This is a genomic window from Metapseudomonas otitidis, from assembly GCF_900111835.1.
Taxonomy (GTDB): Bacteria; Pseudomonadota; Gammaproteobacteria; order Pseudomonadales; family Pseudomonadaceae; genus Metapseudomonas; species Metapseudomonas otitidis.
This window is the reverse complement of sequence record NZ_FOJP01000015.1, coordinates 59388-84784: the sequence shown is the minus strand read 5'-3', so window position 1 is coordinate 84784 and position 25397 is coordinate 59388. Positions and strand designations below refer to the sequence as shown.

28 protein-coding genes and 1 tRNA gene are annotated in these 25397 nt (G+C 67.5%); 12 read left to right on the top strand and 17 right to left on the bottom strand.

What is annotated here, in order from left to right; translation table 11 throughout:
* Positions 1-60 precede the first annotated feature (60 nt).
* The gene (locus tag BM198_RS19975; protein WP_044414056.1) at positions 61-930 is read left to right on the top strand and encodes a phosphoribosylaminoimidazolesuccinocarboxamide synthase; all 870 of its coding nucleotides are present in this window, start codon (positions 61-63) and stop codon (positions 928-930) included.
* A 147-nt stretch (positions 931-1077) separates the two neighbouring features.
* Positions 1078-1167: transfer RNA gene (locus BM198_RS19970), tRNA-Ser, on the top strand.
* A 61-nt stretch (positions 1168-1228) separates the two neighbouring features.
* Here BM198_RS19970 and BM198_RS19965 read toward each other — a convergent pair.
* From BM198_RS19965 to BM198_RS30225, 4 genes are all read right to left on the bottom strand, one after another.
* On the bottom strand, positions 1229-1552 hold the full coding sequence (locus tag BM198_RS19965; RefSeq protein WP_074971882.1) for a type II toxin-antitoxin system RelE/ParE family toxin: 324 nt from the start codon (positions 1550-1552) through the stop codon (positions 1229-1231).
* The gene (locus tag BM198_RS19960) at positions 1549-1785 is read right to left on the bottom strand and encodes a type II toxin-antitoxin system ParD family antitoxin (protein ID WP_074971881.1); all 237 of its coding nucleotides are present in this window, start codon (positions 1783-1785) and stop codon (positions 1549-1551) included. The genes BM198_RS19965 and BM198_RS19960 overlap by 4 nt, the downstream gene beginning before the upstream one ends.
* A gap of 132 nt (positions 1786-1917) precedes the next feature.
* The gene (locus BM198_RS19955; protein ID WP_074971880.1) at positions 1918-2202 is read right to left on the bottom strand and encodes a hypothetical protein; all 285 of its coding nucleotides are present in this window, start codon (positions 2200-2202) and stop codon (positions 1918-1920) included.
* Positions 2199-2369 carry a hypothetical protein gene (locus tag BM198_RS30225; protein ID WP_160481535.1) on the bottom strand — a complete coding sequence of 57 codons (171 nt, stop codon included), beginning with the start codon at positions 2367-2369 and terminating at the stop codon, positions 2199-2201. Before BM198_RS30225 ends, BM198_RS19955 begins: the two co-directional genes overlap by 4 nt.
* 126 nt (positions 2370-2495) lie before the next feature.
* On the opposite strand from BM198_RS30225, the gene BM198_RS19950 reads away from it, so the two are divergent.
* Positions 2496-2771 carry a helix-turn-helix domain-containing protein gene (locus tag BM198_RS19950; RefSeq protein ID WP_074971879.1) on the top strand — a complete coding sequence of 92 codons (276 nt, stop codon included), beginning with the start codon at positions 2496-2498 and terminating at the stop codon, positions 2769-2771.
* Positions 2772-2942: 171 nt separating this feature from the next.
* Positions 2943-3182 carry a DNA-binding protein gene (locus BM198_RS19945; RefSeq protein WP_081672337.1) on the top strand — a complete coding sequence of 80 codons (240 nt, stop codon included), beginning with the start codon at positions 2943-2945 and terminating at the stop codon, positions 3180-3182.
* A gap of 153 nt (positions 3183-3335) precedes the next feature.
* Here the strand turns inward: BM198_RS19945 and BM198_RS19940 are convergent, their stop codons facing one another.
* The 9 genes from BM198_RS19940 to BM198_RS19900 all read right to left on the bottom strand — a co-directional run bounded on the left by BM198_RS19940 (position 3336) and on the right by BM198_RS19900 (position 15038).
* Positions 3336-3887: a GNAT family N-acetyltransferase gene (locus BM198_RS19940; protein WP_167368481.1), complete on the bottom strand. Its 552-nt coding sequence runs from the start codon at positions 3885-3887 to the stop codon at positions 3336-3338.
* 446 nt (positions 3888-4333) lie between these two features.
* A complete protein-coding gene (locus BM198_RS19935) occupies positions 4334-5017 on the bottom strand; it encodes an outer membrane protein (protein WP_074971877.1) in 684 nt (227 codons plus the stop codon).
* A gap of 33 nt (positions 5018-5050) precedes the next feature.
* Positions 5051-5506 carry an SRPBCC family protein gene (locus BM198_RS19930; protein ID WP_074971876.1) on the bottom strand — a complete coding sequence of 152 codons (456 nt, stop codon included), beginning with the start codon at positions 5504-5506 and terminating at the stop codon, positions 5051-5053.
* A 31-nt stretch (positions 5507-5537) separates the two neighbouring features.
* Entirely contained in the window at positions 5538-8894 is a 3357-nt protein-coding gene (locus tag BM198_RS19925; RefSeq protein WP_074971875.1) for a polyketide synthase family protein, read from the bottom strand.
* 29 nt (positions 8895-8923) lie between these two features.
* A complete protein-coding gene (locus BM198_RS19920) occupies positions 8924-9976 on the bottom strand; it encodes an acyl carrier protein (RefSeq protein ID WP_074971874.1) in 1053 nt (350 codons plus the stop codon).
* Between the two features lie 99 nt (positions 9977-10075).
* Positions 10076-11842 carry an FAD-dependent monooxygenase gene (locus tag BM198_RS19915; protein WP_074971873.1) on the bottom strand — a complete coding sequence of 589 codons (1767 nt, stop codon included), beginning with the start codon at positions 11840-11842 and terminating at the stop codon, positions 10076-10078.
* 3 nt (positions 11843-11845) lie between these two features.
* Complete coding sequence (locus BM198_RS19910; RefSeq protein WP_044405561.1) at positions 11846-12457, bottom strand: HAD-IB family hydrolase; 612 nt, start codon at positions 12455-12457, stop codon at positions 11846-11848.
* A complete protein-coding gene (locus tag BM198_RS19905) occupies positions 12447-13961 on the bottom strand; it encodes a class I adenylate-forming enzyme family protein (protein WP_074971872.1) in 1515 nt (504 codons plus the stop codon). The genes BM198_RS19910 and BM198_RS19905 overlap by 11 nt, the downstream gene beginning before the upstream one ends.
* Before the next feature lie 36 nt (positions 13962-13997).
* On the bottom strand, positions 13998-15038 hold the full coding sequence (locus BM198_RS19900) for an SDR family oxidoreductase (RefSeq protein ID WP_044405557.1): 1041 nt from the start codon (positions 15036-15038) through the stop codon (positions 13998-14000).
* 534 nt (positions 15039-15572) lie between these two features.
* On the opposite strand from BM198_RS19900, the gene BM198_RS19895 reads away from it, so the two are divergent.
* The gene (locus BM198_RS19895) at positions 15573-16166 is read left to right on the top strand and encodes a TetR/AcrR family transcriptional regulator (protein WP_044405555.1); all 594 of its coding nucleotides are present in this window, start codon (positions 15573-15575) and stop codon (positions 16164-16166) included.
* Between the two features lie 48 nt (positions 16167-16214).
* Here the strand turns inward: BM198_RS19895 and BM198_RS19890 are convergent, their stop codons facing one another.
* Entirely contained in the window at positions 16215-16847 is a 633-nt protein-coding gene (locus BM198_RS19890; protein ID WP_074971871.1) for a TetR/AcrR family transcriptional regulator, read from the bottom strand.
* A gap of 94 nt (positions 16848-16941) precedes the next feature.
* On the opposite strand from BM198_RS19890, the gene BM198_RS19885 reads away from it, so the two are divergent.
* The 3 genes from BM198_RS19885 to BM198_RS19875 all read left to right on the top strand — a co-directional run bounded on the left by BM198_RS19885 (position 16942) and on the right by BM198_RS19875 (position 20022).
* A complete protein-coding gene (locus tag BM198_RS19885) occupies positions 16942-17607 on the top strand; it encodes an O-methyltransferase (protein WP_074971870.1) in 666 nt (221 codons plus the stop codon).
* 275 nt (positions 17608-17882) lie between these two features.
* Positions 17883-19487, top strand: coding sequence for a M28 family metallopeptidase (locus BM198_RS19880; protein WP_074971869.1), 1605 nt, complete (start codon positions 17883-17885; stop codon positions 19485-19487).
* Between the two features lie 109 nt (positions 19488-19596).
* Entirely contained in the window at positions 19597-20022 is a 426-nt protein-coding gene (locus BM198_RS19875) for a LexA family protein (RefSeq protein ID WP_074971868.1), read from the top strand.
* Between the two features lie 27 nt (positions 20023-20049).
* On the opposite strand, the gene BM198_RS30220 is transcribed toward BM198_RS19875, so the two are convergent.
* The 3 genes from BM198_RS30220 to BM198_RS19865 all read right to left on the bottom strand — a co-directional run bounded on the left by BM198_RS30220 (position 20050) and on the right by BM198_RS19865 (position 21342).
* Positions 20050-20223, bottom strand: coding sequence for a hypothetical protein (locus BM198_RS30220; RefSeq protein ID WP_167368480.1), 174 nt, complete (start codon positions 20221-20223; stop codon positions 20050-20052).
* 204 nt (positions 20224-20427) lie between these two features.
* Positions 20428-20823, bottom strand: coding sequence for a hypothetical protein (locus tag BM198_RS19870; protein ID WP_044405547.1), 396 nt, complete (start codon positions 20821-20823; stop codon positions 20428-20430).
* A gap of 36 nt (positions 20824-20859) precedes the next feature.
* On the bottom strand, positions 20860-21342 hold the full coding sequence (locus BM198_RS19865) for a GreA/GreB family elongation factor (RefSeq protein WP_044405545.1): 483 nt from the start codon (positions 21340-21342) through the stop codon (positions 20860-20862).
* Between the two features lie 132 nt (positions 21343-21474).
* On the opposite strand from BM198_RS19865, the gene BM198_RS19860 reads away from it, so the two are divergent.
* From BM198_RS19860 to rmuC, 4 genes are all read left to right on the top strand, one after another.
* Positions 21475-21846 (top strand): MbcA/ParS/Xre antitoxin family protein, encoded by a 372-nt coding sequence (locus BM198_RS19860; RefSeq protein WP_044405544.1) that lies wholly within the window; start codon positions 21475-21477, stop codon positions 21844-21846.
* Positions 21847-21864: 18 nt separating this feature from the next.
* Positions 21865-22614, top strand: a complete 750-nt coding sequence (locus BM198_RS19855; protein ID WP_044405542.1) for an RES family NAD+ phosphorylase — start codon at positions 21865-21867, stop codon at positions 22612-22614.
* 387 nt (positions 22615-23001) lie between these two features.
* Positions 23002-23415, top strand: coding sequence for a tetratricopeptide repeat protein (locus BM198_RS19850; protein ID WP_044405541.1), 414 nt, complete (start codon positions 23002-23004; stop codon positions 23413-23415).
* Positions 23416-23467: 52 nt separating this feature from the next.
* Positions 23468-24955, top strand: coding sequence for a DNA recombination protein RmuC (gene rmuC, locus BM198_RS19845; RefSeq protein ID WP_074971867.1), 1488 nt, complete (start codon positions 23468-23470; stop codon positions 24953-24955).
* The last annotated feature ends 442 nt before the right edge of the window (positions 24956-25397 follow it).

The window sequence follows — 25397 nt, the reverse complement described above, 5'->3', positions numbered from 1 at the left end:
GGAACCCGATAGGCGAAACCCCGGTTTCGCCTGTTTCGTTTGATAGAGGCGGAAAACGACATGACCACTCCCAGCACCCTGAGCCTGAAGAAGATCTATTCGGGCAAGGTCCGCGACCTGTACGAGATCGACGACAAGCGCATGCTCATGGTTGCCACCGACCGGCTCTCCGCGTTCGACGTCATCCTCGACCAGCCCATCCCCGAGAAAGGCAAGATCCTCACCGCCATCTCCAACTTCTGGTTCGACAAGCTCAGCGGCATCGTCCCCAACCACTTCACCGGTGACCGCGTCGAAGACGTCGTCCCCGCCGCCGAGCTGCCCCTCGTCGAAGGCCGCGCCGTCGTCGCCAAGCGCCTCAAGCCCGTCGCCGTCGAAGCCATCGTCCGTGGCTACATCGTCGGTTCCGGCTGGAAGGAGTACCAGAAGAGCGGCACCGTCTGCGGCATCCAGCTGCCGGCCGGCCTCAAGGAAGCCTCCAAGCTGCCCCAGCCGATCTTCACCCCCTCCACCAAGGCCGCCGTCGGCGACCACGACGAGAACATCTCCTTCGAGCAGTGCGAAGCCATCATCGGCAAGGAACTGGCCGCCAAGGTCCGTGACACCGCCATCGCCCTGTACAGCACCGCCGTCGAATACGCCGCCACCCGCGGCATCATCATCGCCGACACCAAGTTCGAATTCGGCATCGACGAAGACGGCACCCTGACCCTCATGGACGAAGTGCTCACCCCCGACTCCAGCCGCTTCTGGCCCGTCGAGAGCTACGTCGAAGGCAAGAACCCGCCCAGCTTCGACAAGCAGTTCGTCCGCGACTGGCTCGAGTCCACCGGCTGGAACAAGGAGCCGCCGGCCCCCGCCGTACCGGCCGACGTCGCCCAGAAGACCGCCGACAAGTACCGCGAAGCCCTCACCAAGCTCACTGCCTGAGCCGAGGGTACGCCCACCGCCTGCCGCCCCGATAACGGAGCGGCGGCGGCTGGAAGCCCGACCTGCTGCAAGCATCTGAAACCACGCGAAAAAATCGCCTCATGGGCTTCGCCATCGGCGGATGAGCTGGTATGATGCGCGCCGTTCGGGAAGATGCCGGAGTGGCCGAACGGGACGGATTCGAAATCCGTTGTGTCAGCAATGGCACCTAGGGTTCAAATCCCTATCTTCCCGCCATACACAGCAAAGCCCCTGGTTCGAGAGAGCCAGGGGCTTTGTGCTTTCCGCGCCCGTGCTTTCAGTCGCCCGACTGCATCCAGGCTGGTAGATCCCGCTGGTTGTGCAGGACGCGCCACACATCGATGTGGTCCTCGCGCTCCAGATAGAACACCAGATAGGGATAGCGCCCCAGCGCCCATGAGCGCAGCCCCGGCAGGTCGAATTCATGGGCGTACCGCGATGAGCCCGCCTCGGGATGGCGACCGATGCGCTTGTACGTTCTCTCCAGCGCGTCGATGAAGCCGAGTGCTGCCTGCTCGGCGCCTTCGCTGAGGTAGTAGCTGATGGTGTCGTCGATATCCTGGTTGGCCCGTACCCGGGGGATGATGGGCTTGGCCTTCATGCCTTGGCATTCCGGACCCGGTTGCGCAGTGCTTCGAAGTAGGTGTCGTCAGCCGGAGTGGCAGGGGATGACGAGGCGCCCTCCAGGAGCAGGCTGCGCAGGCGCTGACGATCCTGGTCCCTGCGGATCAGCTCGCGCACGTACTCACTGCTGGTGCCGTAGCCGCGCTGGCTGACCTGTTCGTCGACGAAGCTCTTGAGGCTGTCGGGCAGGGAAATGTTCATGGTGCTCATCGTGTTCACCCTTTGGCAAAAATTGCCAAAGAATCTTAGCACCGGATACCACAGGCCAGTGTCGCAGAGCCCTGGGTCAGTCGTCGGCAACCCGGCCCCATGCCCAGCAAGGCCCCTGGCCGCTTCGTGCTTTCAGGCATACCCGCGCGCTCCTGGCGCTGGCAGGGGGCGCTGCACCAGCACCTTCATCCGGCGGATGTCCGACCAGAACAGCTCATCCGGAAACGGCCCCGGCGCCAGCGCGTCCTTCACCAGGAAGTAGCCCTCCTCGCAAACCCCTTCCACCGGCACCACCACACCCACGATGTGGTAGCAGCAGAACAGCGGATGCGGCACTTCTTCCCAGTGCAACTCCATCACCACCGTCTGTCCCAGGTTTGCCAGGGCCGTTCTGGTGTCCACAGGTTGCCCGCTCATGCTTTCCACTCCCGATGGCGCGCTAGTACGCGCAGTGTGTCGGAGGGAATGCCTCTGCGATCCGTTCGGTTATGAATGGTGCTGCGGACAACATCAGTGCGGGCTGCAGCTTCAAGATTCTGCTGAGGGGTGGCCAAGGTGGCCTGGGCAAGGTCTTCCAGTTCCATGCTCATTCCATCACTATTCGCGGTTACGAAATTATCCATCACGCATAAATCCAAATTGGATAGATGTCATTTGGATAATGTCACATTAAATCCGAAATGGATAGATCATTTTTAGATCTAAAAATCATGATCAAATCGCGTGTCATTGAAATATTGAAAACCTCAGAGATGCGCCTCCCTGAGTTGGAGGAGCGTACGGGCATCAATCGCTACACCTGGAACAACCTCAAGAACCCCTCCCGAAACAGGGAAATCAAAGAGAGCGAGATCCTCGCTATCGCCGAGTTGTTCCCGCAGTACCGGTGGTGGTTGCTGACTGGTGAGGTCATGCCCGAGATCGGGCAAACGAGCCCGGCCTATGACGAAGCCCATTCAGAGGTGCCGTCGTCCAGCGCTGAGTAGCAATGGGCGCTGAATGCACGCGCGCGCTTTCCGGGCGCCTGATGTGCTGCAAGAGCTATCTAAAGCGGGCTACAAGGCGACCTGCGAAGACACAATCTCTCTTGGCATCAAGTTTTGAGACGGCAACGTTGAAGACGTTTTATGCAGACCGCAGGCGATAGAGCACGAGCGTTGATCAAGCGGCTGGGACCGAAAAAGGCCAGCGAGCTGGGGGGAGGCAACCATGACCGCTGGCGAAGCGTCAGCAAAGGCGCGGTAAGAGTCAGTACGGAAGAGATCGACGTGCTTGTGAAGGCCTACCCCCAATACGCGTTCTGGCTGGCTTGCGGGCAGATTGCACCTGAGATCGGGCAGACAAGCCCGGCCTATGACGACACCCATCCAGATTTATCGCCCTCCAGTGCTGAGTGATCACGGGCTGTGTCCCGCAGCTTTCCGCCCAGCGCTGCATGGCTTTTGCCTCTGCAGTTGAGACCGGACGAACGCCAGTGCATCCCTGAATAGCGGATGCCATGCCCTTCGCTTCGCAGGACTACAGGGCAGGCCTGCCCACCCTTGCGTTGCTCATCGCCCCACCTCGTACTCCATCGGATAGTCGAACGGCTCCCGCTCCACCTGCTCCGGCCACAACCACTGCGCATCCACGCAACCCTGACGCTGGTAGAACAGCACCGTCTCCCGTGCCGAGTGGGAAGAGACATATAGGCGCTTGAAGCCCTTGCGACGGGCCTCTTCAAGGCAGCGGGCAAACAGCCGGCGCCCGATGCCCCGACCACGCTCGCTGGCCTCGACGTGAAACTCCTTCAGGGGGTGGTAGCGCCCGCCGGGATCGACAGGCGCGCCGTCCACACAGGCGAAGCCGACGACCCGCCCCTTACAGGTCGCCAGGCAGACCATGCCGCCGTTGGCCAATGCGGCCCGCAGCGTGTCCTTCACCTCTTGGCGTTCGGCCGGGGACCAGTCGTCGATGAAGGGATCGGCGCTCTCCACCGCGCGTCCCGCCTGCAAGCGAATGACCCGATCCACCACTTGCCGCCGCTCGAAGGTGAAAACGAAGTCCAGCTCCGAATCGGCTATCGGGGAGGTGTGAAGGGTGATGTCCGGGGGGCTGCTCATGGGCTTCCTGCTGGCAGTCGAGGGGCGGCCGAGCATGGTAATGCAGCACGCAAAGCATTCGTATCGGGTGTTGTGAATCGATGCGCATCGCGGAGCTCAGCGCATCCTACGGGCGTGGAGGGCGCTATGCGTAGGGTGGGGCGTGCTTCATCGATCCACCGTTCCCGGGCTGAAGCTCGGGCTATGGGCGAGCGTCGGCGTGGGGGAGATGCGCATCGCGGAGCTCAGCGCATCCTACGGGCGTGGAGGAGGTTGTGTGTGGGTGGGGCGTGCTTCATCGATCCACCGTTCCCGGGCTGAAGCCCGGGCTACGGGCGAGCGTCGGCGTGGGGGAGATGCGCATCGCGTAGCTCAGCGCATCCTGCGGGGTGTGGGGGAGGGTGTGCGTGGGTGGATCGCGCTTCATCGATCCACCATGCCCGGGCTGGGGCCTGGGCGCCGTTGGGCTACAGCCCGTATTGCACGCCGAGCATCAGCGACTGGGCGTTGTACTGGGTGCTGACGTCGCCCGGTGGCAGGCCTTCGATGTCGCCGAAGTGCGCGGTGCGGGTTTGCAGGTAGCGGTAGTCCATGGAGACGGACCAGTGCGCATCCCACTGGTAGGCGACGCCGGCGCCCAGTTGCCAGGTGCCGACGTCGTCGCGGTGGGTGGCGCCGAAGGACACGCCGTTGGCCTCCAGGTCGCGGATGGTCAGGCGGGTGTAGCCCACACCGCCGCCGATGTACGGCTTGATGCGGGTGAAGCCCTCGGGCAACGGCAGGTCGTACCAGAGGTTGGCCATCAGGCTGCTGCCGGCCTCCTGGCCCTTGCCGTCGATCTTGCCGCCGCCTTCGTACACGCGGTCGGCGAACTGGTCCAGGCTGTTGCGCCGGTAGGCCAGCGCCAACTCCGGGCGCAGGCCGATGGGGGAGCGCCAGCCCACGGCCAGGTCCACGGCATAGCCGGAAGACAGCGGCTGTTCGTAGTCCATCTGCACGAAGTCCAGCGAGTTCTGCCGCAGGTTCTGGTGGGCCACCCAGTTGGCGCCGCCCAGCAGGCTGACGTACAGGCCGCTGTCATCGGCGAGGGCCGGGGTGCACAGGCCCAGCAGCAGGGGGAGGGGAGCAAGGCGTCGAAGCGATAGCGTCATGGTGGTCTCGGTTCGGGGTGGGAAGGGGTCGGTTCAGCGTGTAGCGCGCAGCGGCTCGCGGGTGTCCTGCACCGCTCGGGCTTCGGCCAGGCTTCGCAGGTTGCGCAGGGCCTGGCCCATGGCGGCCTGCAGCAGGCGGCGCACCAGCGGGCGGTAAAGGATGCTCAGCCGCCCCTCGATGCGCGCGGCATGGACCACATGGGTCTCGGTGCCGATGGGCGTCAGGTAGTGGCTGAAGGTCAGGCGCATGCCCAGCAGGCGGGCGGTGTTGGTGTAGCTGCGCAGGGGCGTCACCTGGGTGATCTGCAGCGGCATCTTCAGTCCGTTCTTCAGCACGCAGAGCCCCTGGGTGCCCACGCGGAAGGGGCGGTCCAGGGTGCATTGGCGCACGTCGGTGTCCCATTGCGGCGCGTTGACCACGTCCTCCCACAGTTGCCAGATGGTGCTGGCGGGGGCGTTCATGCGCAGTTCCACTCTCACGTCACTCATGGTCTGTTCTCCTCGGGTCGATGGGCCGGCCTCAGGCCGGGTGCGCCTGCCGGCTGAGCACTTGGGCGGTCACGGTGGCGGCGCCGAGCGGTTGGCCGTCGGCCTCCAGCTCGATGACGATGCGGTTGGTCTTGAAGGCCTGGGCGTTGGCCGGCAGCGCACTCTGCGGTGCCAGGGCCAGCGCCTGCCGGCGGCCGATGGGGCGGGCCAGGGTGAAGTCGAGCACCAGCAGGTTCATGGGCGTTTTCAGCGGGATGCGCAGCGCGCCGTGGGCGATCTGCATGTAGGCCTGCCGGGCGATCTCCAGGAAATACACCATGGAGTGCTGCCGGGGGTGGCCGTCTTCGAAGAACTGCCCCGGCGGGATGGGACATGCCAGCACCCGCGCCTGCGGGTCGATGTCGCCGACCAGCACGTTCTCCGCACGGGCCTTGTGCAGCCAGTCCTGTCGCTGGCAGGGGCGTACCGGTGCGAGCACGGCCCCGGAGGGCGGCACCTGGCCGGGGCCCAGCATCAAGGTGCAGGTGCACATCAGCTGCTCGTCCTGCATCACCCGTGCGGTGTAGCCGTGGAGGCCGTTCTGCTGCAGTTCGATGTCCACCAGGCGTTCCTTCATCACGTAGCGCTGGAAGCGCACGTTCAGCCCGCGGATGAACACCGCGTCGCCGCGCAGGGCCGGCACCGCGTGCTCCATCAGTTGCAACACGCCCTCGATCAGCAGGATGCCGGGTACGTGGTCCAGCGGGTGGTCGAAGAAGTACGGGTGACCCTCGTCGACCCGCAGGGTGGCGTTCAGGCTCTGCGGGCTGCGCCGCAGCACATGGGTGATCACCGTGTTGCGCTCGCTGCGGCGCCAGCTTTCGCCGGGCGCGCGCACCAGCGGGTCGGGGCGGATGGCCAGCAGCTCGCGCAGGGCACGGCTGCGCAGGTGCAGGCTGCTGAGCAGGGTACGGGTGAGGGTGTCACCGAGGCCGATCAGGTCGACGCCGTCCTCCAGGCCCGGTTCGGCGGGGAGCAGTTGCGCCGCCGGCGCGAGCACCGCAGGGGCCGTGTGGGGCTTGGCGAAACGCAGGGTGAAGGCCGCCCGTGGCGTGGCCGGGGCTGGCGGTGCCTGCCAGGTGGCCAGGCATTCGGCCTGCAGCCAGCAGAGCACCCGCTCGCCGTCGCGCACCTCCACCAGCCGCTCGCCGGGTTCGCCCAGCAGGGCCTGGAGCAGGGTGGCGATGCCCGAGGCTTCGGCCAGGTAGCCGGTGAGTGCCTGCAGCGGGTCGTCTGCCGGGCCCGCCTGCACCTGGCAGGTGAGCAGGCGGGCGTCCGGGGCGATACCCAGGCGCTCGGCCGCCTGCTGGCGGTCGGTGGCGGCACTGCCCGGCAGTGCTGCGACGAGCCGCAGCAAGGGCGCCTGGGGGCCGTCGGCCCGGTAGCGCTGCAGGGCCAGCACGCCCAGGCCCTCGCCCTGGAGCGCCGGCGTGTCGGCCAGCGCGAGCAGCTCGCTGGCGCCGCTGATGAAGCGGCCCGCGCCCAGCAGCAGGGTGTCGATGCCCCGCTCGAACCAGTGCGGCGCCGCCAGCAAGGTGTGCCAGAACAGCCCCGGGCCGCCGGCCAGGGTCTGGTGGAAGCCGCGCAGGTCGAAGAACTTGGCGGGATAGCCGGAGAGCAGGCTGGGCAGCATGCTGGCCACGTCCGCCACCTCGATGCCCGGCGCCGGCCCCTGGCCTTCGCGGTAGTGACGCTCCGCCTCGCTGTAGGCGTTGGTGAAGCGTTCGCCGCCCAGGTTGCAGCACATGACCATGGCGGTGCGGTCCGAGGCGGCGGTGCCCGGCAGGCGCTTGAGCAACTGGCCGACGCGGTCGGTCACCAGCAGCTTGAACGGGTCCACATGGGCGAGGGGGCGGGGGCCCATGCCGTAGCCGTCGATGTCGATCACCCGGTCCCGCGCCAGGAACTGCCCGGCCCGCACGGCCACCTGCGGGGCCTGGGCGCCGAAGCGGCCCTGGGGAAAGGGCCGCGGCGCCTGCGGGCCCTGGCGCAGTGCCTGGCCGAACTCGGCCAGGGAGCCGCCACCGGCCAGGGCGGCCTCGGCCTCCACCACCATCAGGTCGAGGCGGATCGGCCCCTCGGAGCGGGCCGGCGCGGGCACCGGTGCCGCAGCGGGCCGGTAGGCCTCGACCACCATGTGCGCATTGGCGCCGCCGAAGCCGAAGCTGGAGAGGCCGATGCGCAAGGGCTGCTCCCCCGCCGCCAGGGCCTGGGGTTGCCCCTCCACCAGGCGCAGGCAGGTGTCGGCCAGTTTGCCGCTGCCGGCGTAGGCCACCTGGGGTGGCAGCGTGCCGTGCCGCAGCATCAGCAGGGCCTTGGCCAGAGACGGACCGCCGGCGGCGGCAAGGGTGTGGCCGATGTTGGCCTTGATCGAGCCGAGGGGAATGGGCCCGGCGACGTGGGGGCCGAAGAAGCGCTGCAGCGAGCCGATCTCGGTGGCATCCCCCAGGGGCGTGCCGGTGCCGTGGCTTTCGATGTAGCCCACGCTGGCCGGGTCCAGCCCGGCCCAGGCGCGCTGGTAGGCGGTGTACTGGGCCTGCTTGCCGGGGGTGAAGACCGAGCCTTCGGCGCCATCGGCGGAGAGCCCCAGGGCGCGCATCAGGCCCAGGGGCTTGCGGGCGCCCTCCAGCGCCTGTTGCAGCGGCTCCAGCAGGAAGGCCACGGCGCATTCGCCGGGGACGATGCCGTCCGCCTCCGCGCCGAAGGCCTGCAACTGCGCCCGGGGCGAGAACGCGGTGAGCTGGGAGAAGCCCAGGTACAGCGGCGGCGGCATCAGGGTGTTGAGGGCCATGACCACCACCTGCTCCGCCTGGCCGCTGTCCATCAGCCCCTGGGCCAGGTCCACGGCATAGATGAACGAACTGCAGGCGGTGTCCACCGTCAGGGCCGGGCCGCCCAGGCCGCAGGCGTCGGCCAGCCGCGCCACCTGGTCGGCGGGCGTCAGCCCCGGGCGGGGGGCGTTGGCCGGGTCGGCACTGGCGAGGAAGTAGCTCTCGTCGCTCCAGGAGGTGGCGACGATCAGCGCCGTGCGGGCACGCGGCAGCGTGGCGAGCGGTTCCAGCAACTCCTCCAGCACCGCGCAGCCGATGGCCAGCTGGCGACCGTCGCTCAGCTGCTCCGGTTCGTCGCCACCCAGGCCGTGGACCTGGTGCAGGTAGACCCGGTCCTTCTCGCCGGGGCGGGGGTGGTGGATCGCCTCGCGGGCCATGCGCCAGCGTTGCAGCAGGTCCTGCTGCGGGGCGCGCTGGCCCTGGCGGAGCAGCTTCCACAGTGCGTCGATGCTGGGGGCTCCGGGGAAGGTGCCGGCCATGGCGCTGAAGCACAGCGGGGCAGGGGAGGGGGCCGTCATGACGTTCTCCTTGTCGTGGGGCACGCGGGTCAGCCCATGCGTCCGAGCAGGGCGGCGGCATCCTCGGGGCTGCGCCGGGACATCAGCGCCTCACCGGCGAAGGCGCTGGTGCTGCAGGTGCTGGCCATGCGTTCGCACAGGGCGGCGCGGTCGAAGCCGGTCAGGCCCAGTTCGGTAAAGGGGCGGCTGGCGTCGGCGCCCTGTTCCGCCAGCAGCGGTGCCACGGCCTCGCGCAGGCGTTCATCGGGGGCGATGGGGGCCGCGTCGGCGGCCTCGGCACGGGGGCCGTCGGCCAGCAGGCGGGTGACCTGGGCGATGGTCTGCTGGGCACAGACCGCTTCGCTCAGTTCGCTTTCGTGGGGCTTCAGGGCCGGCCACTGGCGGGTGACCAGGTCGAGGAAGTCCAGGCGGATCAGCGAATCCAGCCCCTGCTCCTCGTAGGGTTGGCGCGGGTCCAGTTCGGCGGCGTCGAACCCGGTGATCTCGGCCAGCAGCGCCAGCACTTGGCCGGCCACGTCCACGGGCTCGGCCGCCGGGGCGCTGGCGAGCTGGGCGAGCACCTCGGCCGGGCTCTGCAGGTCGAAGAAGTGCTCGGCGTGGGCGCGGGTCTCGGGGAAGGCCTGGCCGAGGGCATCGAACAGGTTCACCCGGCTGAGGGAATCCAGGCCCATCTCGTCGAAGCGCTGCTGCAGGTCGATGTCGGTGGCGGGCAGGCCGTTCATGGCGCTGATCTCCTCGCGCAACCAGGCCTCGTAGCCTGGGGCTTCGGCGGGGGCTTCCGGCAGCGGAGCGGCCGGCACCACCCGCAGCGGGGTCACCGACAGCGGCGGGGCTTCGCGGCGTTCGGCGGCCAGGTCCTGGTGATTGAGGTAGAGGCTCTGCACCACCTGCTGGTGGGCTTCCAGGTACTGCGAGGTGACCCGCTGGGCCTGTTCGATCAGGCGCAGCAGCACCGCTTCGCGGGCGCTGTGGGACTCGCACAGGGAGTCGATGATCTTGCCGGACAGATCGAAGTAGCTCTGGGCGATCTTGCCGTTGGAGACGATGAAATCCTGAACCACGTTATCCAGTGCCAAGTTCATGGGGTTGACCTCAAAAAGGGCGCGACATTGATCCACGGGCGAGCCGCCACGCTGGGGCGGCTCTCCGTCAGGGAATAAGGGTGTGGGTGGGTGCGGGCGTCAGGCCGTGGCCGGCTCCGGGGCATGCAGCGTCCGGCTGACCGGCAGCGGCTGGCGCACCAGGCCCGAGCGCAGCTGCAGGTAGCTCTCCAGCGCCATGGGTTGCAGGCCCTGGAAGGCGATGTAGCCGTCCGGGCGCACCAGCATCAGGCTGCCGGCCGGGGCGTGGTAGCGCTTGTGCAGCCGCCAGTCCGGGTCGAGCAGGGTTCGCGGGTGGGCCGGGAAGTCGCGGGTGTCGAGGGCGTCCACCACGCAGAAGGCCTGCACGGCGGGGTAGTCCCGTTCGATGCGCGCGGCCAGGTCACGGTAGCCGGGCAGCAGCGGGGAGAACTGGTCCTCGCCGGTGAACACCAGCAGGGTGAAGCCCTTGTCGAACAGGTCGATCAGGTGCTGCTCCGGTGCCCCCGGGTTGGGTTGCCAGAGCGTCACGTCCGGGGCCAGGTGCCCGGCCAGCGGGGCGCGGCCTTGGTACTCGCTGGCGTGACCCTTGCGCGCCCAGCGGTTGCGCTGTCTGGGCTCCAGCGACTGCTGGATGTGCTCGCTGGGGCGGTAGTGGTACTGGTGCCCGGAAATCATCGAGGGCAGCACGCGCTGCACCGCGTGGCGGCGGGTGATGAGCGGCAGCAGGTGGTCCCGCAGCCACACCAGCGGGCGCTTCTGCACGGTGATCAGGGTGGTCAGGCGGTGGGCGGTGTTCTCCACCTCCAGGGCCACGGGGTAGCGCTCCTCGTGGTAGCTGTCGAGCAGCGAGGCATCGGCCAGGCCCTGGTGCACGAAGGCGAGCTTCCAGGCCAGGTTGTACGCCTCGGACACGCCCAGGTTCATCCACTGCCCGCCGATGGGGCTGCCGATGTGGGCACTGTCGCCCACCAGGAACACCGGGCCCTTCTGCATCTGCTGCACGCGGCGGTGCTGGAAGGAGGCGATGGTGGTGGAGCTGAGGTTGGACAGGGTCATCTTCTGCCCGCGCCCTTCGCACAGGCGCTGGAAGTTCTCCAGGGTCAGCGGCGGGCGGTCGGCTTCGTCGGCCGGCAGGTCGTAGGGCATCTCGATGAACAGGCGGTAGCGCGACTGCGCATTGATCGGCGCGACCGCCACGTAGCCCTGGGTGTCGCCGAGGAAGAAGGCGCCTTCGTCCTGGCTGCCGTCCCACTGGATGTCGGCGTCGGCGAGCATGAAGAAGCGGTCGTAGAACTCGCCTTCGAAGGTCAGCCCCAGGTGCTTGCGGATCGGGCTGCGCGCGCCGTCGGCGGCGGCCACCCAGCGTGGCCGGAGTATCTGCTGCGGGCCTTCGGCCGGTTGCAGCGTCACGGTGGCCTGGTCGCCGTCCACCTGCAGGTCGGTCAGCTCGGTGTTCCACTCCACCGTGATGCCCAGCGTGCCCAGGCGCTCCAGCAGGATGGCCTCGGTCTGCGGCTGCGGCAGGCTCAGCAGCATGGGGTAGGGCGCCTGCAACTGGGCGAAGTCGTAGTTGAGGATGCGGCTGCCGTCGGACTGCACGGAGAACTGGTTGATGGCGAAGCCCTGGGCCACGGCCTGCTCGGCCACACCCATGGCGCGGAATATCTCCAGGGTGCGCGAGTGGATGGCGATGGCCTTGGTGGCGGTGGAGGGGCCGGCGTTCTTCTCGATGATGCGCAGGGGGATGCCCTGCTGGGCGAGGAGGATGGCCAGGGTCATGCCGATGGGGCCGGCGCCGACGATCAGGACGGTGGGCGCGCCGGTGGGCCGGGTGGGGGTCTCGGTGGCGAAGGGTTGGCGGCTCATCGGTCAGTACCAGTTGCGGTAGAAGGGGAAGGTCGCCACGTCCAGCAGGTCGCGGTCACCGGAGGAGTCGCCGTAGGCATAGATGTCGTACTGGGCCAGGTCGCCGACGCAGGCACGCAGGCGGGTGACCTTCTCGCGCTCCACGCAGTTGCGTCCGTCGATGGCGCCGTTGAGGCCACGTTTGTCGGTGGCCAGGCGGGTGCCGCAGACGTGGTCGAAGCCCACCAGGTTGCCCCAGGGCAGCAGGTAGTTCTCCGGGGAGTTGCTCACCAGCGCGGTGACGTGCCCTTGGGCCTGGTGCCACTTGAGCCGGCGCAGGGCCTCGGGGCGCAGCCAGCGGGACAGGTGCTCGGTGATGAAGAAGCGCGCGTGCTCGCGCTCCTGCTCCACGGTCAGCCCCTTGAGGTAGCGCTCGATGAAGGCCTGCCGCGCCGTCATCAGCGGCACCAGGCCGAGCAGCACGCCGGCCATCTTCGGCAGCAGCGGGACCATGGCCAGCCAGAAGCGCGCCGGGCCGTGGATGAAGCGCATGTAGCGCCAGAAGGTGTGGCGGTCGGTCAGGGTGCCGTCGAAGTCGAAGACGGCGAGGACCGGTCGGTGGGTTTCAGCTTGCATGGGCTCTCTCCTTGAGCGTGAGGATTTCGAAGACGCGGGGCAGCTTGAAGCCGGACAGGTGGCGGGCGAGCAGGGTGTTCAGCTCGCCCTGGGCGACCTCGTCCGTGCATTGCACGGCCAGGTGCAGGACGTTGATGGCCTTGGCATCGGGCACCACGTAGGCGCGGGCGGCGGTGACGGCGGGGTGGCGCAGGGCGACCGCCTCGATCTCGGCGAAGTCGATCATCTGCGCCTTGATCTTGGAGATGCGCAGGCGCTGGCAATAGAAGAACAGGTGGCCGCTGTCGTCCTGCCAGACCAGGTCGCCGGTGTGCAGCCAGCCGTCGCGGATGAACCGCGCACTGACCTCCGGTTCACCGTCGTAGGCCTCGATCACCATGGGGCCCTTGATCAGCAGCTCGCCGATCTGCCCGGCGCGCACGTCCTCGCCCCGGCTGTTCACCACCCGCACCTGCACATGGCGGATGGGCAGGCCCATGGCGCCGCGCGAAGTCGGTTGCAGGGAACTCTGCACCAGCATCGGCATGCTCTCGGTCAGGCCGTAGCCCTGCAGCACCGGGCGGCAGCCCAGCAGCTCGCCGAGCTTCTGGCCTTCGTCGGCGGGCAGGTGGCTGCCGCCCGAATAAAGCATCAGTTCCGGGTGCAGCGGCGGCGGCGGGGTCTTGCGCTTGGCCAGGCGCAGGTTGAAGTAGCGGATCACGTCCGGCACCAGGCAGGCGAAGCTGACCTGGTGCTCGGCCAGCACCTCGGCCAGGTCGCGGTTGAGCAGGGTGTTGGTCATCAGCAGGGTGGCGCCGATGCTCAGCGGGAACACCAGCATCACCGACAGCCCGAAGATGGCGTACAGCGGCAGCGTCACCAGGTGCACCGAGCCCAGGCCCTGGGGGTGGAAGTGCTCGTGCAGGCCATCGCTGGACAGGGTCAGGTCCAGGTAGCGGTGGGGCACGCCCAGCGGCCGGCCGAGGCCACGGTAGGTGTACTGCAGCGAGGCGATCGGGTTGCCCTCCGGCAGCGCCAGCGGGGCCGGGGCATGGGTGAGCCCGTCGAGGCGCACGGCGTTGGCCGGCAGCGCTGCCTGGCTGGCGGGGCCGTCCACCAGCAGGCAGTGGCGGATGCCGGCGCGGGCGAAGGTGGCGGCGTGCTCCTCGGCCAGTTCGGCGAGGGTGATGAGGGCCACCGGCTGGGCAGCGTCCATCACCGCGCCCATTTCATGAGGCGTGAGCTTGTAGTTGAGGATCACCGGCACGGCGCCCCGGCCCAGCAGGGCGAGGTAGAAGGCGATGAACTCGGCGCCGTTGGGCAACGCCAGGGCGACCCGCTCGCCGGGCTCCAGCCCCAGCGCCGCGAGGGCGCCGTTGCGCAGGCAGGCATGGGCGTGGAGCTGGGCGTAGGTGAAGTCGCTGCCGGGGCTGTCCAGGTCACGGATGGCGCAGTGGTCCGGGTGCGCCCGGGCGATGTCGAGGAAGCGGTGCAGGAAGCCGGGAGGGTGGGAGGTGGGGCTCATGGCAAGGGGAACTCCGTCCGGTATCGAGGGGAAGGCTCATTCGGCAGTAGGAAGGGGGTTCCCGGTTTCCGGCAGGTAGCCGTTCGCCCGGTACCAGTTCAGGGTGTCCGCCAGCGTCTGTTCCACGGGACGGAAGCGGCAGCCCAGTTCTTTTGCGCTTTTTTCGTGGCTGAAGTGGGTCCGGTCGCGTTCGCCGGCCATCAGCTTGATGGTGGAGTTGCTGATCAGCACCGGCTTGCCGGTGATCAGGTGTTGCAGTTCATAGAGGGCGGCGATCACCCGCAGCACCGCCAGGGGAACCTTGCGCTCCGGTGCAGGCAGGCCGCTGACCTGGGACAGGGCCTTGAAGATGCTGCCCATGTCCATGTGCACGCCGGCCGCCAGGTAGCGCTCGCCGCTGCGCCCCCGCTCCAGCGCGGCCAGTACGTGCTGGGCGACGTCGCGGGCATCCACCACCGAGAAGGTGCCGGGGAGCACGCCGGGCAGCTTGCCGTGCATGAAGTCGATGAGGAACTGGCCGGAGGAGGTGGGGCCGATGTCGCCGGGGCCGAACATCCAGCCCGGCAGCACCATGGCCATGCGCATGTCGGGGTGGCTGTGGAGGAATTTGCGCACCACGAGTTCGGAGAGGATCTTGCTGCGGTAGTAGTCGTCGGCACCGGCCTCGGGGCGCGACATGGTCTCGTCGATCAACTGGCCCGGCTCGCCCTTGAGCACGGCGATGGAGGAGACATGCACGCCTCGACGGATGCCGGCCTCGTAGGCAGCGGCCAGCAGGTTCTCGGTGGCGATCACATTGGTGTCGTAGAGCACCTGCCAATGTTTGCCGCCCTTGTAACTGTCGCGGAAGTAAGCGGCGGTATGTATGAGTGCATCGCAGCCTTTCAAGTGAGCGCGAAACTTATCAACTTCCTGCAGGTCGCCCTGAACCAGTTCGACGGGCAGGTCACCAAATTGTTTTCTCGCTTTATCGATGGAACGAACCAGCGCTCTTACTTTGATATTGCGTTGTAAAAGTGCATGTACGGTGTTGTTGCCCAAGAGTCCCGTTGCGCCGGTTACGAATGCACATTCCATTGAAAAAACACCTTGTTTGAACACGTGGGTGAAGGGCTTCCTTTCGCTTGCCAGCGGTCTGTCAGATTTGTCCCAGGACGCTGGCGGCGCAGATTGAATACCAGTCGGTATTCAAAAATCAAGCGGTATCCGAATGTGTCAAAACCCCTGTTCATGTAGGGGTTTTATGTACATAACCTGTTGATTTTAATGGCTATGTTGTTCGAGTTCGGCATGGGCGCCGCTCGTCGGATCAGTGCGTTTGCAGGTTAATTTTTTGTGTCATCGCGCCGGATGCTGGCGAATTGATGACCCGCGCCTGGCGCCGGCGAGGGAATGGCCGGGCGCTGTGCGAGCGCTTCGGCAACCGGTGATAACGCGTTATCACCGGCGAGTTGGTTTTGATACCGGGTACGTCCGTGCCGGAGAACGATGCGTTATGCTGCGCCGGGTCAAAAGGCGGTGAAAGCCTGGTATTGCAGTCGGGGGGATGCAGGGCCGACCGGCATCTTTTCAGAATCGAGGTCTGGAGTTAGCACATTGACCAAAACCAGAATGGGCCGCGAAGAGAAGCAACTTCATACCCGCGAGCAATTATTCGAAGCGGCGACGGAACTTATGGTGAGCAAGGGATATCACGCCGCCAGTGTGAGTGATATCGCCGAGCAGGCCGGCTACTCCAAGGGGGCATTCTTTTCCAACTTCGCCAGCAAGGCCGACCTGCTGGTTGCCCTCACACAGCGCTTCAAGGGCGTGGAGATCGAGCGCCTTGGCCAGGCCCTGGCCAGCGGGGCGTCCACGGCGGAGTTGAGCCAGGGGTTGCTGATGTACATCGACAACCTGAAGAACAACAAGCCGTGCGTGATCCTCGATGTGGAGCTGCAACTGATCGCCGCCCGCGACGCGGATTTCGCCCAGCACTACCACGACCTGCACCAGGCCAACAGCGAGGCGCTGGGCACGCTGATCGAGCTGATCTTCCACCACCGTGGCAAGCAGGCACCGATGAGCCGGGAGCTGCTGGCCATGACCTTCACCGCCCTCTCCGAGGGGCTGATGCTGCAGGGCCGGGACGATCCGGCGGAGCAGATCCGCCTGGTGCTGGAGGCGCTGATCGAGAAGGCGCCGGGGTTGCCCGCCAGTCGCTGAAGGGCGGCAGCCCGCCCGAGGTGTAGCGGCCGGATCACGGCTTGCCGATCACTCCGCCCCCAACCCCCGCAGGTACGCACAGAGCATGTCCGCCAGCGCTTCGGAGAAGGCATGGATGGCTTCGGCCGTGCGGGGCTGTTCGGAGAAGTTCTTGCCCACGGCGCCGAGGGTGGTGGTGAGCAACTGGCAGGCGAGGGCGCGTTGCTCGTCGGTGGCGGCCGGCAGGGCTTCTTCGACGAAGGTGAGGAACAGCCGTTTGGCGTAGGCCTTGGCCTCCCTGGCTTCCGGGGCGTCGCGGTAGAGCGGGGCGGCGTCGTTGAGGGCGGTGCGCATGTCCGCCTCTTCGCATTCCGAGTGGACGAAGGCCTGCACCAGGTGGCGCAGGCGGGCCAGCGGAGGCTGCTCACGGTCTTCGAGGATCTGTCGCAGCAGGTCGGTGGTGCGCTGCCACTCGTCACTCTGCAGGCGGAACAGGATGGCCGCCTTGTTGGGGAAGTACTGGTACAGCGAGCCGATGCTCACCCCGGCGCGTTCGGCGACCCGGGCGGTGGTGAAGCGCGCCGCGCCCTCCTTCTGCAAAACCTGAATAGCGGCGTCGAGGATGCTCGCCACCAGTTCGGTGGAACGGGCCTGCTGGGGCTCCTTGCGCGTGGCGATGCGCGGGTTTCGGCGTTCGGGCATGGGGGCTCGGCGGAATGCGAATGGGTGAATGTGACGAAATCGTCGCATTCTATTCAGGCGCAACGTAGCGCTCAACCTGACCCACGGAGTCGCCATGACCACCCTCACTTCCGCCCCCCTTGCTTCCCTGCTGGACAGCCTGTTCCAGCAGGCCGACGCCCTGTCCGTCGACGACCATCCCGCCCTGGCCGGGCTGGACGATGCGGCCCTGACCCGGCTCATGCACAGCAAGACCGACTACCTGGAGCTGTATGCCCAGTTGCGCGACCTGCCGCTGCCGGTCTCGCGGGAGACCGGGCGCCTGCTGTACATGCTGGCCCGCAGCAGCGGCGCCCGGCACATCGTCGAGTTCGGCACCTCGTTCGGCATCTCCACCCTGCACCTGGCGGCCGCCTTGCGTGACAACGGTGGCGGCCGGCTGATCACCTGCGAGTTCGAGCCCGGCAAGGTGGCGCGGGCGCGGGGCAACCTGGAGGTCGGCGGCCTGCTGGACCTGGTGGAGATCCGCCGGGGCGATGCCCTGCAGACCCTGCGCACGGACCTGCCCGAGTCGGTCGACCTGCTCCTGTTGGACGGTGCCAAGGCGCTGTACCCCGAGGTGCTGGCGCTGGTGGAGCCGCACCTGCGGGCGGGCGCGCTGGTGATCGCCGACAACGCCGACCACAGCCCGGAGTACCTCGCCCACGTCCGCGCGCCTGCGGGTGGCTACCTGTCGGTGCCCTTCGGCGGTGATGTGGAGCTGTCCATGCGGCTGGGCTGAGGCGGGGCACAGGCGCCGGGCCGTGGTGCGGAATCCAGGTGTGAAATTGCTGGCTTCTTGATGGCAAATACCTGGCGTTTCGTCGCCGTTTGCGGCCCTTTGCGCCTTTTTGTATCAAAAAAGCGACAAGTTTCACGAAACCGGCGACTCCCCGGGAGAACCCCGGCTACACCGTCCAGTCTAGGTTCGAGGCCGTCCGAAGGATGCCGTACGGACAATGGCATTGCGCCATTCCCAGGCCTGCCTAAAGCCACTTCAAATGGATTGGAGTCAACATGAAGAACAACGTCAAACGTGTTGCCGGTTCCATCGCATTCGCCCTCTCCACCGCCGCCCTGGCGGGGCCCACCTCGGACGCCGAGCAGTTCAAGGAATACTGGAGCCCCGGCAAACCCAACGCCGCCATCTGCAATTCACCCCTTCTGGTGGGCACACCCCTGGGGCTGCCGCGTTGCATGCAGGCGCGCAACGTGTTCGCGCGGCTGCAGGCCCTGGAAGACATCGCCAGCCTCAACGAGGGCAACCGCGCCGCCGGCCGGCCGGGCTACCAGGCCTCCATCGACTACGTGAAGCGCACCCTGGAGAAGGCCGGCTACAAGGTCACGGTGCAGCCGTTCCCCTTCACCGCCTTCTACCCGAAGGGGCCGGGCACCCTCAGCGCCGTGTCGCCCACTCCGGGCAACTACGTGTGGGAGACCGACTTCAACTACCTCTCCCAGACCGAGGCCGGTGACATCAGCGCCCCGGTGGTGCCGGTGGACCTGGCCCTGGGGGCCGGCAACACCAGCAGCAGCGGCTGCGAAGCGGAGGACTTCGCCAACTTCCCCAGCGGCGCCATCGCCCTGGTCCAGCGCGGCACCTGCAGCTTCGAGGTCAAGGCGGAGAACGCCGCGGCCGCCGGTGCGGCGGGGGTGATCATCTTCAACCAGGGCAACACCGACGACCGCAAGGGCCTGGAGAACGTCACCCTCGGCGACGGCTACGAAGGCGGCGTACCGGTGATGTTCGCCACCTACGACAACGGCGTGGCCTGGTCGCAGACCCCCGGCCTGCAGCTGCGCATGGTGGTGGACGTGGTCCGCGAGAAGACCCAGACCTACAACGTGGTCGCCGAGACCCGCTACGGCAACCCGAACAACGTGGTGATGGCCGGCGCCCACCTGGACTCGGTGTTCGAAGGCCCGGGCATCAACGACAACGGCTCCGGCAGCGCCGCCCTGCTGGAGATGGCCGTGCTGCTGCGCAAGGCCTACCCGCTGAACAAGCTGCGTTTCGCCTGGTGGGGCGCGGAGGAGGCCGGGCTGGTGGGCTCGACCTACTACGTGAAGAACCTCACCGCCGAGGAGAAGAAGAAGATCAAGGCCTACCTGAACTTCGACATGATCGGTTCGCCCAACTACGCCAACCAGATCTACGACGGTGACGGCTCGTCCTTCGGTCTGCAGGGCCCGCCCGGCTCCGGCGCCATCGAGCACCTGTTCGAGGCCTACTTCAAGCTGCGCAACCAGGCCAGCGAAGGCACCGAGATCGACTTCCGCTCCGACTACGCGCAGTTCTTCGAGGACGGCATCGCCTTCGGTGGCCTGTTCACCGGCGCCGAGGACATCAAGACCCCCGAACAGGCGCAGAAGTACGGCGGTGCTGCCGGCAAGCCGTTCGACCCGTGCTACCACAACGCCTGCGACAGCACGGCCAACATCAGCCTGGAAGCCCTGGAGCTGCACGCCGATGCCATGGCCTTCGTCACCAGCTGGCTGTCCATCTCCACCAAGGTGATCGACGACGAGATCGCCGCTGCCAAGGCAGCCGGCGGCAAGGGCCTGCTGCGTTCCCAGAGCGTTCGCCAGAGCGACCGCTGGGGTCCGGACTACGTGCGCTGATCCCCGCTGTTCCCTTGCACCGGTGGTCCCGGCGCAAGGGCTTCTCCCCGTTGACGGCGTTTCCTTTCTCGAAATACTGTATGTATGAACAGTATTCGGAGAATCCGCCATGGGGACTGTCCGCATCATCGGCCGCCTCGGCCCCTCGTACGCCACCCTGCCGCTCTACACCCTCGCCCTCGACCAGGCCCCCCGGCAGCCGGTCCGCCTGCACCTGGCGGGCAGCGCGCCGCTGGACGACCTGCTCGGCGTCGACATCCCGCAGACCTTCAGCCTGCGCCTGGAGGACGACAGCATGAGCGCCATCGGCCTGTACGCCGGGGACATCCTCATGGCCGATCGGGCCCTGGAGCCTGGCGATGGCAGCCTGGTGGTCGTCCGCATCGAGGGCGACTTCTGCATCCGCCGGCTGTGCCTGGAGAACGGCCATAAGGTGCTCCGCGCCGCCAGCGAGGGCTACCCGCCGGTAACGCTCGCACCGGGCGAAGCGTGGCGCGTCCGGGGCGTGGTGACCCACAGCTTCCGCCGGCCCTGAGGCAGGGATGCCCAGGGCCGTTCGGGGTCAGTGGAGGAGTTGGCGCGACTTGCCGGGCTTGCGCGGGTGGGGCGCCTGGCGTGGCGCTCGGGTGGTGGGATGGTGGTGGTGATGGGCGATGCGCAACATGCCCCACAACATGGCCACTGCCACCAGCAGCCAGCCCACGACCAACAGCACGATAAAGCCTTCAGGACTCATAACAACCGCCTTGGCACCCGCGTGTGGATGCCTGCTGGAAAGTCTAGTCCGCGCCGCTTCGCCGGGTGTGTCAGGGCATGACCTCCGGTCGGCAGGCGACAGGGCATTCGTCGGATGGCGCCAGGCCACCCCATGCTGGGTTGGGCAACCCGGTGGGCGGAAAGTGCAGGTCGCTTGGTCGGGCCGGTGCCGGCCCAACGGTGCTTACTGGCAGAAGCGCTCGACGTTCTGCCGGGCCTTCTCCGTCGGCGCGTTGCGCTGCTGCTCGCGCCAGAACTGGCATTGCGGGCTTTGTGCGCGATCGCGGGCCTCCGCCCGTTCGTTGTCGCGCTGCTGGGCGGCGTCCAGCCGCTCCTGGTAGTGCTGGAACATCTCGCTGCCCTTGTCCACCTGCGGCGCCGGTGCATCGGCTGGCGGGATGGAGGGGAGGGCGGCACGCCCCGACGCCTGGCTCCAGGCCTGGGCCACCACCGCCTGGTAGCCGAGCCACGCAGTGGCCACCACGGCGACCGCGCCAAGCCAGATGCCCAGGGCGATGCACAGCACCAGTTGCAGCGGGGAATAGGCGATACGCAGGGGCGGGCGGGTACGGCGGGTCATGTCGGTCTCCTTCTGGATGGGGGCAAGGCTAGCCGCTCAGGCCACCTGCAGCACCTCGTACACCTGGGGCACGCCCGCAGGGGCGACCACCACTTCGTCACCCTCGCGCTTGCCCAGCAGGGCCTGGCCCAGGGGCGCGCGCGGGGTGATCACCGTCACCTCGGCACCCTCGGCCTGGACCAGCAGGCCGGCCGCCTCCGGGCCGAGGAACAGCCAGCGCTCGCCGCCCTGTTCATCACCCAGGCACACCAGCGCACCCAGGGCGATGCCGCGCTCCGGGTCGTAGGGCCGCAGCACCAGCGCCTCGTACAGGCCTACCGCCTGGCGGATCTCCGCAGCGCGGCGGGCCTGCCCGGTGGCCAGGTAGGACGCCTCCAGGCCGAGGGTGTCGTACTTGTTCTCGGCGATGTTCTCCTCGTGGGTCGCCGTCTCGTAGGCGGTCTGTGCCGCCCGCTGCAGCAGCTGCAGGTCGTCGGCCAGGCGGTCGAGGATGAGGCGGAGCAGGTGGGCTTTGTCCATGGTCGGTCCGGTTCGCGTGGGTGGGCCATTCTACGTCCTGGCGCGTGGCTGTCGATGCGCCCGCAGGGAGTCTCCGTGTGTGATAAAGCAGCATTGATGATATATATTGATGCCAACGCACGGAGGAAGACCATGAGCGCGCTGACCCGCCCCCACCTCGATCCCGACGCCGTCCTGGCCAAGGCCCTGCTCAACACCCGCGAGCAACTGGGGCTGACCCGCCAGCAACTGGCCGACATCGTCGGCGTCCACCGCACCGTCGTCACCCGCTGGGCCGACGCCGGCAGCATCCGCCCGCAGAGCAAGACCGGTGAACTGGCGCTGCTGGTGATCCGCATCTACCGCGCGCTGTTCGCGCTGTTCGGCGGCAACCTCGAGGACATGCGTCACTTCCTGCGCACCGAGAACCGTCACCTCGGCGGCGTGCCCCTGGAGCTGATGGGGCAGGTGCAGGGGCTGGTGCGGGTGGTGGAGTACCTCGACGCCATTCGCGGCAAGGTCTGAGGGTTCGAGCGCATGGAAATGGACATCTGGAGCGCATGCGACGGCGAACGCCACATCGCCCCCCTGCGCGGGCGCGTGGTGCGCCTGGTGGAGAGCCAGGAACAGGTGGCGACCCTGCAACTGGTGGACAACCTCGCCGAACAGGCCCTGTTGGAAGAACTCATCGAGACCAGCAAACCGCCCCTGCCGCGCAGCGCCGAGCCGCTGCACTACCTGCTCAAGACCCCGTTCCGCTACCCGCCGCTGCGCTGGGGCTCGCGCTTCGGCACGGTGCACGAGCCCAGCCTGTTCTACGCCGCCGCGCGCCTGGAGACGGCCATGGCCGAAGGCGCTTTCTACCGCTTCGTGCTGTGGAGCGGCATGGCCACCCCACCGCCCAGCGGACGCATCCTCTCGGAGCACGCCTCCTTCGAGGCGCGCTTCCAGGTGGAGCGCGGCGTGAGCCTGCAGAACCCGCCGTTCGATGCCTACCCGGCGCTGCTCGATCGCCGCGACTACCGTGCCACCCAGGCCCTGGGGGCGGCCATGCGTGCCGCCGGGGTCGAAGCCTTCGAATACCGCTCCGCCCGCTGCCCGCAGCAGGGGCTGAACATCGCCCTGTTCACCCCCGACGCCTTCACCGAACGGCGCCCGCGCAACCTCACCCCCTGGTTCTGCGAAACCACCGCCGACTACGTCGCCTACAAGCACGCCCAGGCGCCGGACCAGCCCCGTCTGTTCCGCCGCGAAGCCTTCCTGGTGGACGGCGTCATCCCCCAGCCGGCGTGACCCGGAACGGGCCCTGTCACCTCCCGCCAAACGCCCTGAAACAGGGCGTTCGCGCGGGGGCGTGAACGCAGTTGTGCACACTCGCGAAGCACCCTGTCATTTCGCAGTCACAAACGCGCGTAACCATTTGATTCTTCGTCTTGTCAATCTAAAACGATGAAAAATAAGGACTTTTTCCACTGGTGAAAAAATCGCCAATCTGTCTGTAAGGCCCGTTCCATCGGGCCCCGGGAGAAGTGTGAGCACGTTTTTCACAAAGTTATCCACAGCTTCTGTGGATTGTCCCAAGGCGGCCCTCTAGAACGCCGCCTGTGGATATTGGCAAGTCTTTACCTGTGGAAAAAAAGGAGTAGAGTGGCGCGCCTTCTCGGCTTCCCCTGCCTTTCAATGAAGTTTCGCACCCCCGCCATCGACCCTTCCCGCACCGATGACCAACGCCTGCCGTTGCGCGTCGCCCTGTGGCTGCTGGACAGCCCGCGCCTGAGCCAGGCCGACAGCGTCAAGCGCATCGCCGGCCGCCTGCTCAAGCAGCCCGCCCGCCAGGGCGTGGTCGCCGCCCAGAGCCGCCTTGGGCAGATGCTCTGCCGGGACTGTGGCAATACCCGCGACCGCCGCATCGGCCTCGACCTGCTGCGCCAGGCCGCCCGTGCCGGCGACCGCCGCGCCCAGCTCGAACTGGGGCGTCTTTATACCCAGCCGCGTACCCAGGAACTGCAGCAGGCCCGCCACTGGCTGGAACAGGCCGCCGCCCAGGGTTCCCACGAGGCCAGCCGCCTGCTGACCCGCCTGCCCCAGGCCTGACCGCCCCCAGGGCGCTGGGTATACTGCCCGGCACCCTGCCGCGGAGCCCTCCATGCCACTCGATCTGCCCAACCTGCTGCTTGGCCTGCTGCTTGGCCTGCTGCTGGCCGCCGCGCCGTTGCTCGGCCTGGCCTGGCGCCAGCAACGCCGGGTCACCGTTCTGGAGGCCGAGCGCCTGGTGCTGGACGAGCGCCTGGCCACTGCCCAACTGGCCCAGGACGGCCTCGCCGCCCAGTTGGAGGACTGCCGGGCGGAAGTGCGCGAACTGAACCAGTTCAACGCCGACCAGCAGGCCGAGCTGGCCGCTCTGCGCCGCGAGTCCGAACTGCTGGCCGTGGAGCGCCGCGCCGCCCGTGAAGCCGTCGCCGGCTGGAACGACGAACGCGCCAGCAAGGACGCCGAGCTGCGCCGCCTCGACAGCGAGCGCGCCGCCCTGGCCGCCGAACTGCGCGAGCAGCAGGAGGCCCACGCCCAGCGCCTGGCCGACCTGCAGGCCGCCCGTGACGACCTGCGTGCCCAGTTCGCCGAACTGGCCGGGCGCATCTTCGACGAGCGCGAGCAGCGCTTCGCCGAAACCAGCCAGCAGCGCCTCGGCCAGTTGCTCGACCCGCTCAAGGAGCGCATCCAGGCCTTCGAGAAGCGCGTCGAGGAGAGTTATCAACAAGAGGCGCGCGAGCGTTTCTCCCTCGGCCGCGAACTGGAGCGCCTGCAACAGCTCAACCAGCGCCTGGGCGACGAAGCCACCAACCTCACCCGCGCTCTCAAGGGCCAGAAGACCCAGGGCAACTGGGGCGAACTGGTGCTGGAGCGGGTGCTGGAGCACGCCGGCCTGGAGAAGGGCCGTGAGTACCGCACCCAGGTCAGCCTCAACAGCCCCGACGGCCAGCGCTACCAGCCAGACGTGCTGATCCAGCTGCCCGGCGACAAGCAGGTGGTGGTGGACGCCAAGGTCAGCCTCACCGCCTACCAGAGCTACCTCGCCGCCGAGGACGAGAACGCCCGCCTCCAGGCCCTCAAGGCCCACGTCGGCTCCCTGCGGGGTCACCTCAAGGGCCTCTCGGTGAAGGACTACCAGCGCCTGGAAGGGCTCCACAGCCTGGACTTCGTGCTGCTCTTCGTGCCCATCGAAGCCGCCTTCGCCGCTGCCGTGCAGGCCGACCCCGGCCTGTTCCAGGAAGCCTTCGACCAGCACATCGTCATCGTCAGCCCCACCACCCTGCTGGCCACCCTGCGGGTGATCGACAGCCTCTGGCGCCAGGAGCGGCAGACCCAGAACGCCCGCGAGATCGCCGAGCGTGCCGGGGCGCTGTACGACAAGTTCGTTGCCTTCATCCAGGACCTGGACGAGATGGGCAGCCGCCTGCAGCAGCTGGACAAGGCCTACGCCGCCGCCCGCAACAAGCTGGTGGACGGGCGCGGCAACCTCATCTCCCGCGCCGAGAACCTCAAGCTGCTGGGCGCCCGCGCCAGCAAGAGCCTCGCCCCCGACCTGCTGGAGCAGGCAGCGGCGTGGGGGGATGAAGACGAGGTACGGGAATAGGTGGGTTAGGTTTCATAGGGGCTACAGCGGGTGGGGGCTGAGGCGGTAATGGCCAAGCCCGTTATCGAGTTCTGCGGATGTTTTTTGTTTCGCCTTCCCAGGCGAGTCACTTTTCTCATTCGCCCAGAAAAGTAACCAAAAGGGCTCGCCCCTGCATCCGGGTCCCGCTTCGCGGGACTTCCCTCGCTCCGTCGCTGCTTCGGGGGCCGGCGCGATGGGCCATCCATGGCCTGGCGCGCCTCTCGCGGCATCCATGCCGCTCGTCCCCCTGCGCAACGACTGCGCTCGGCCTCCTGAAGGGGCAGGTTCCCCGCCTTACCCTCTGAGCCAGGCAGGATCTCACCGTGCGCTTCAGATTTGCTCACCGTCTGGCGGGGCGTCTGCTTCAGAGACCAGGTGCTCGCCCGGCAAGGCGAAACAGGTGATATCCACAGAACGCGTC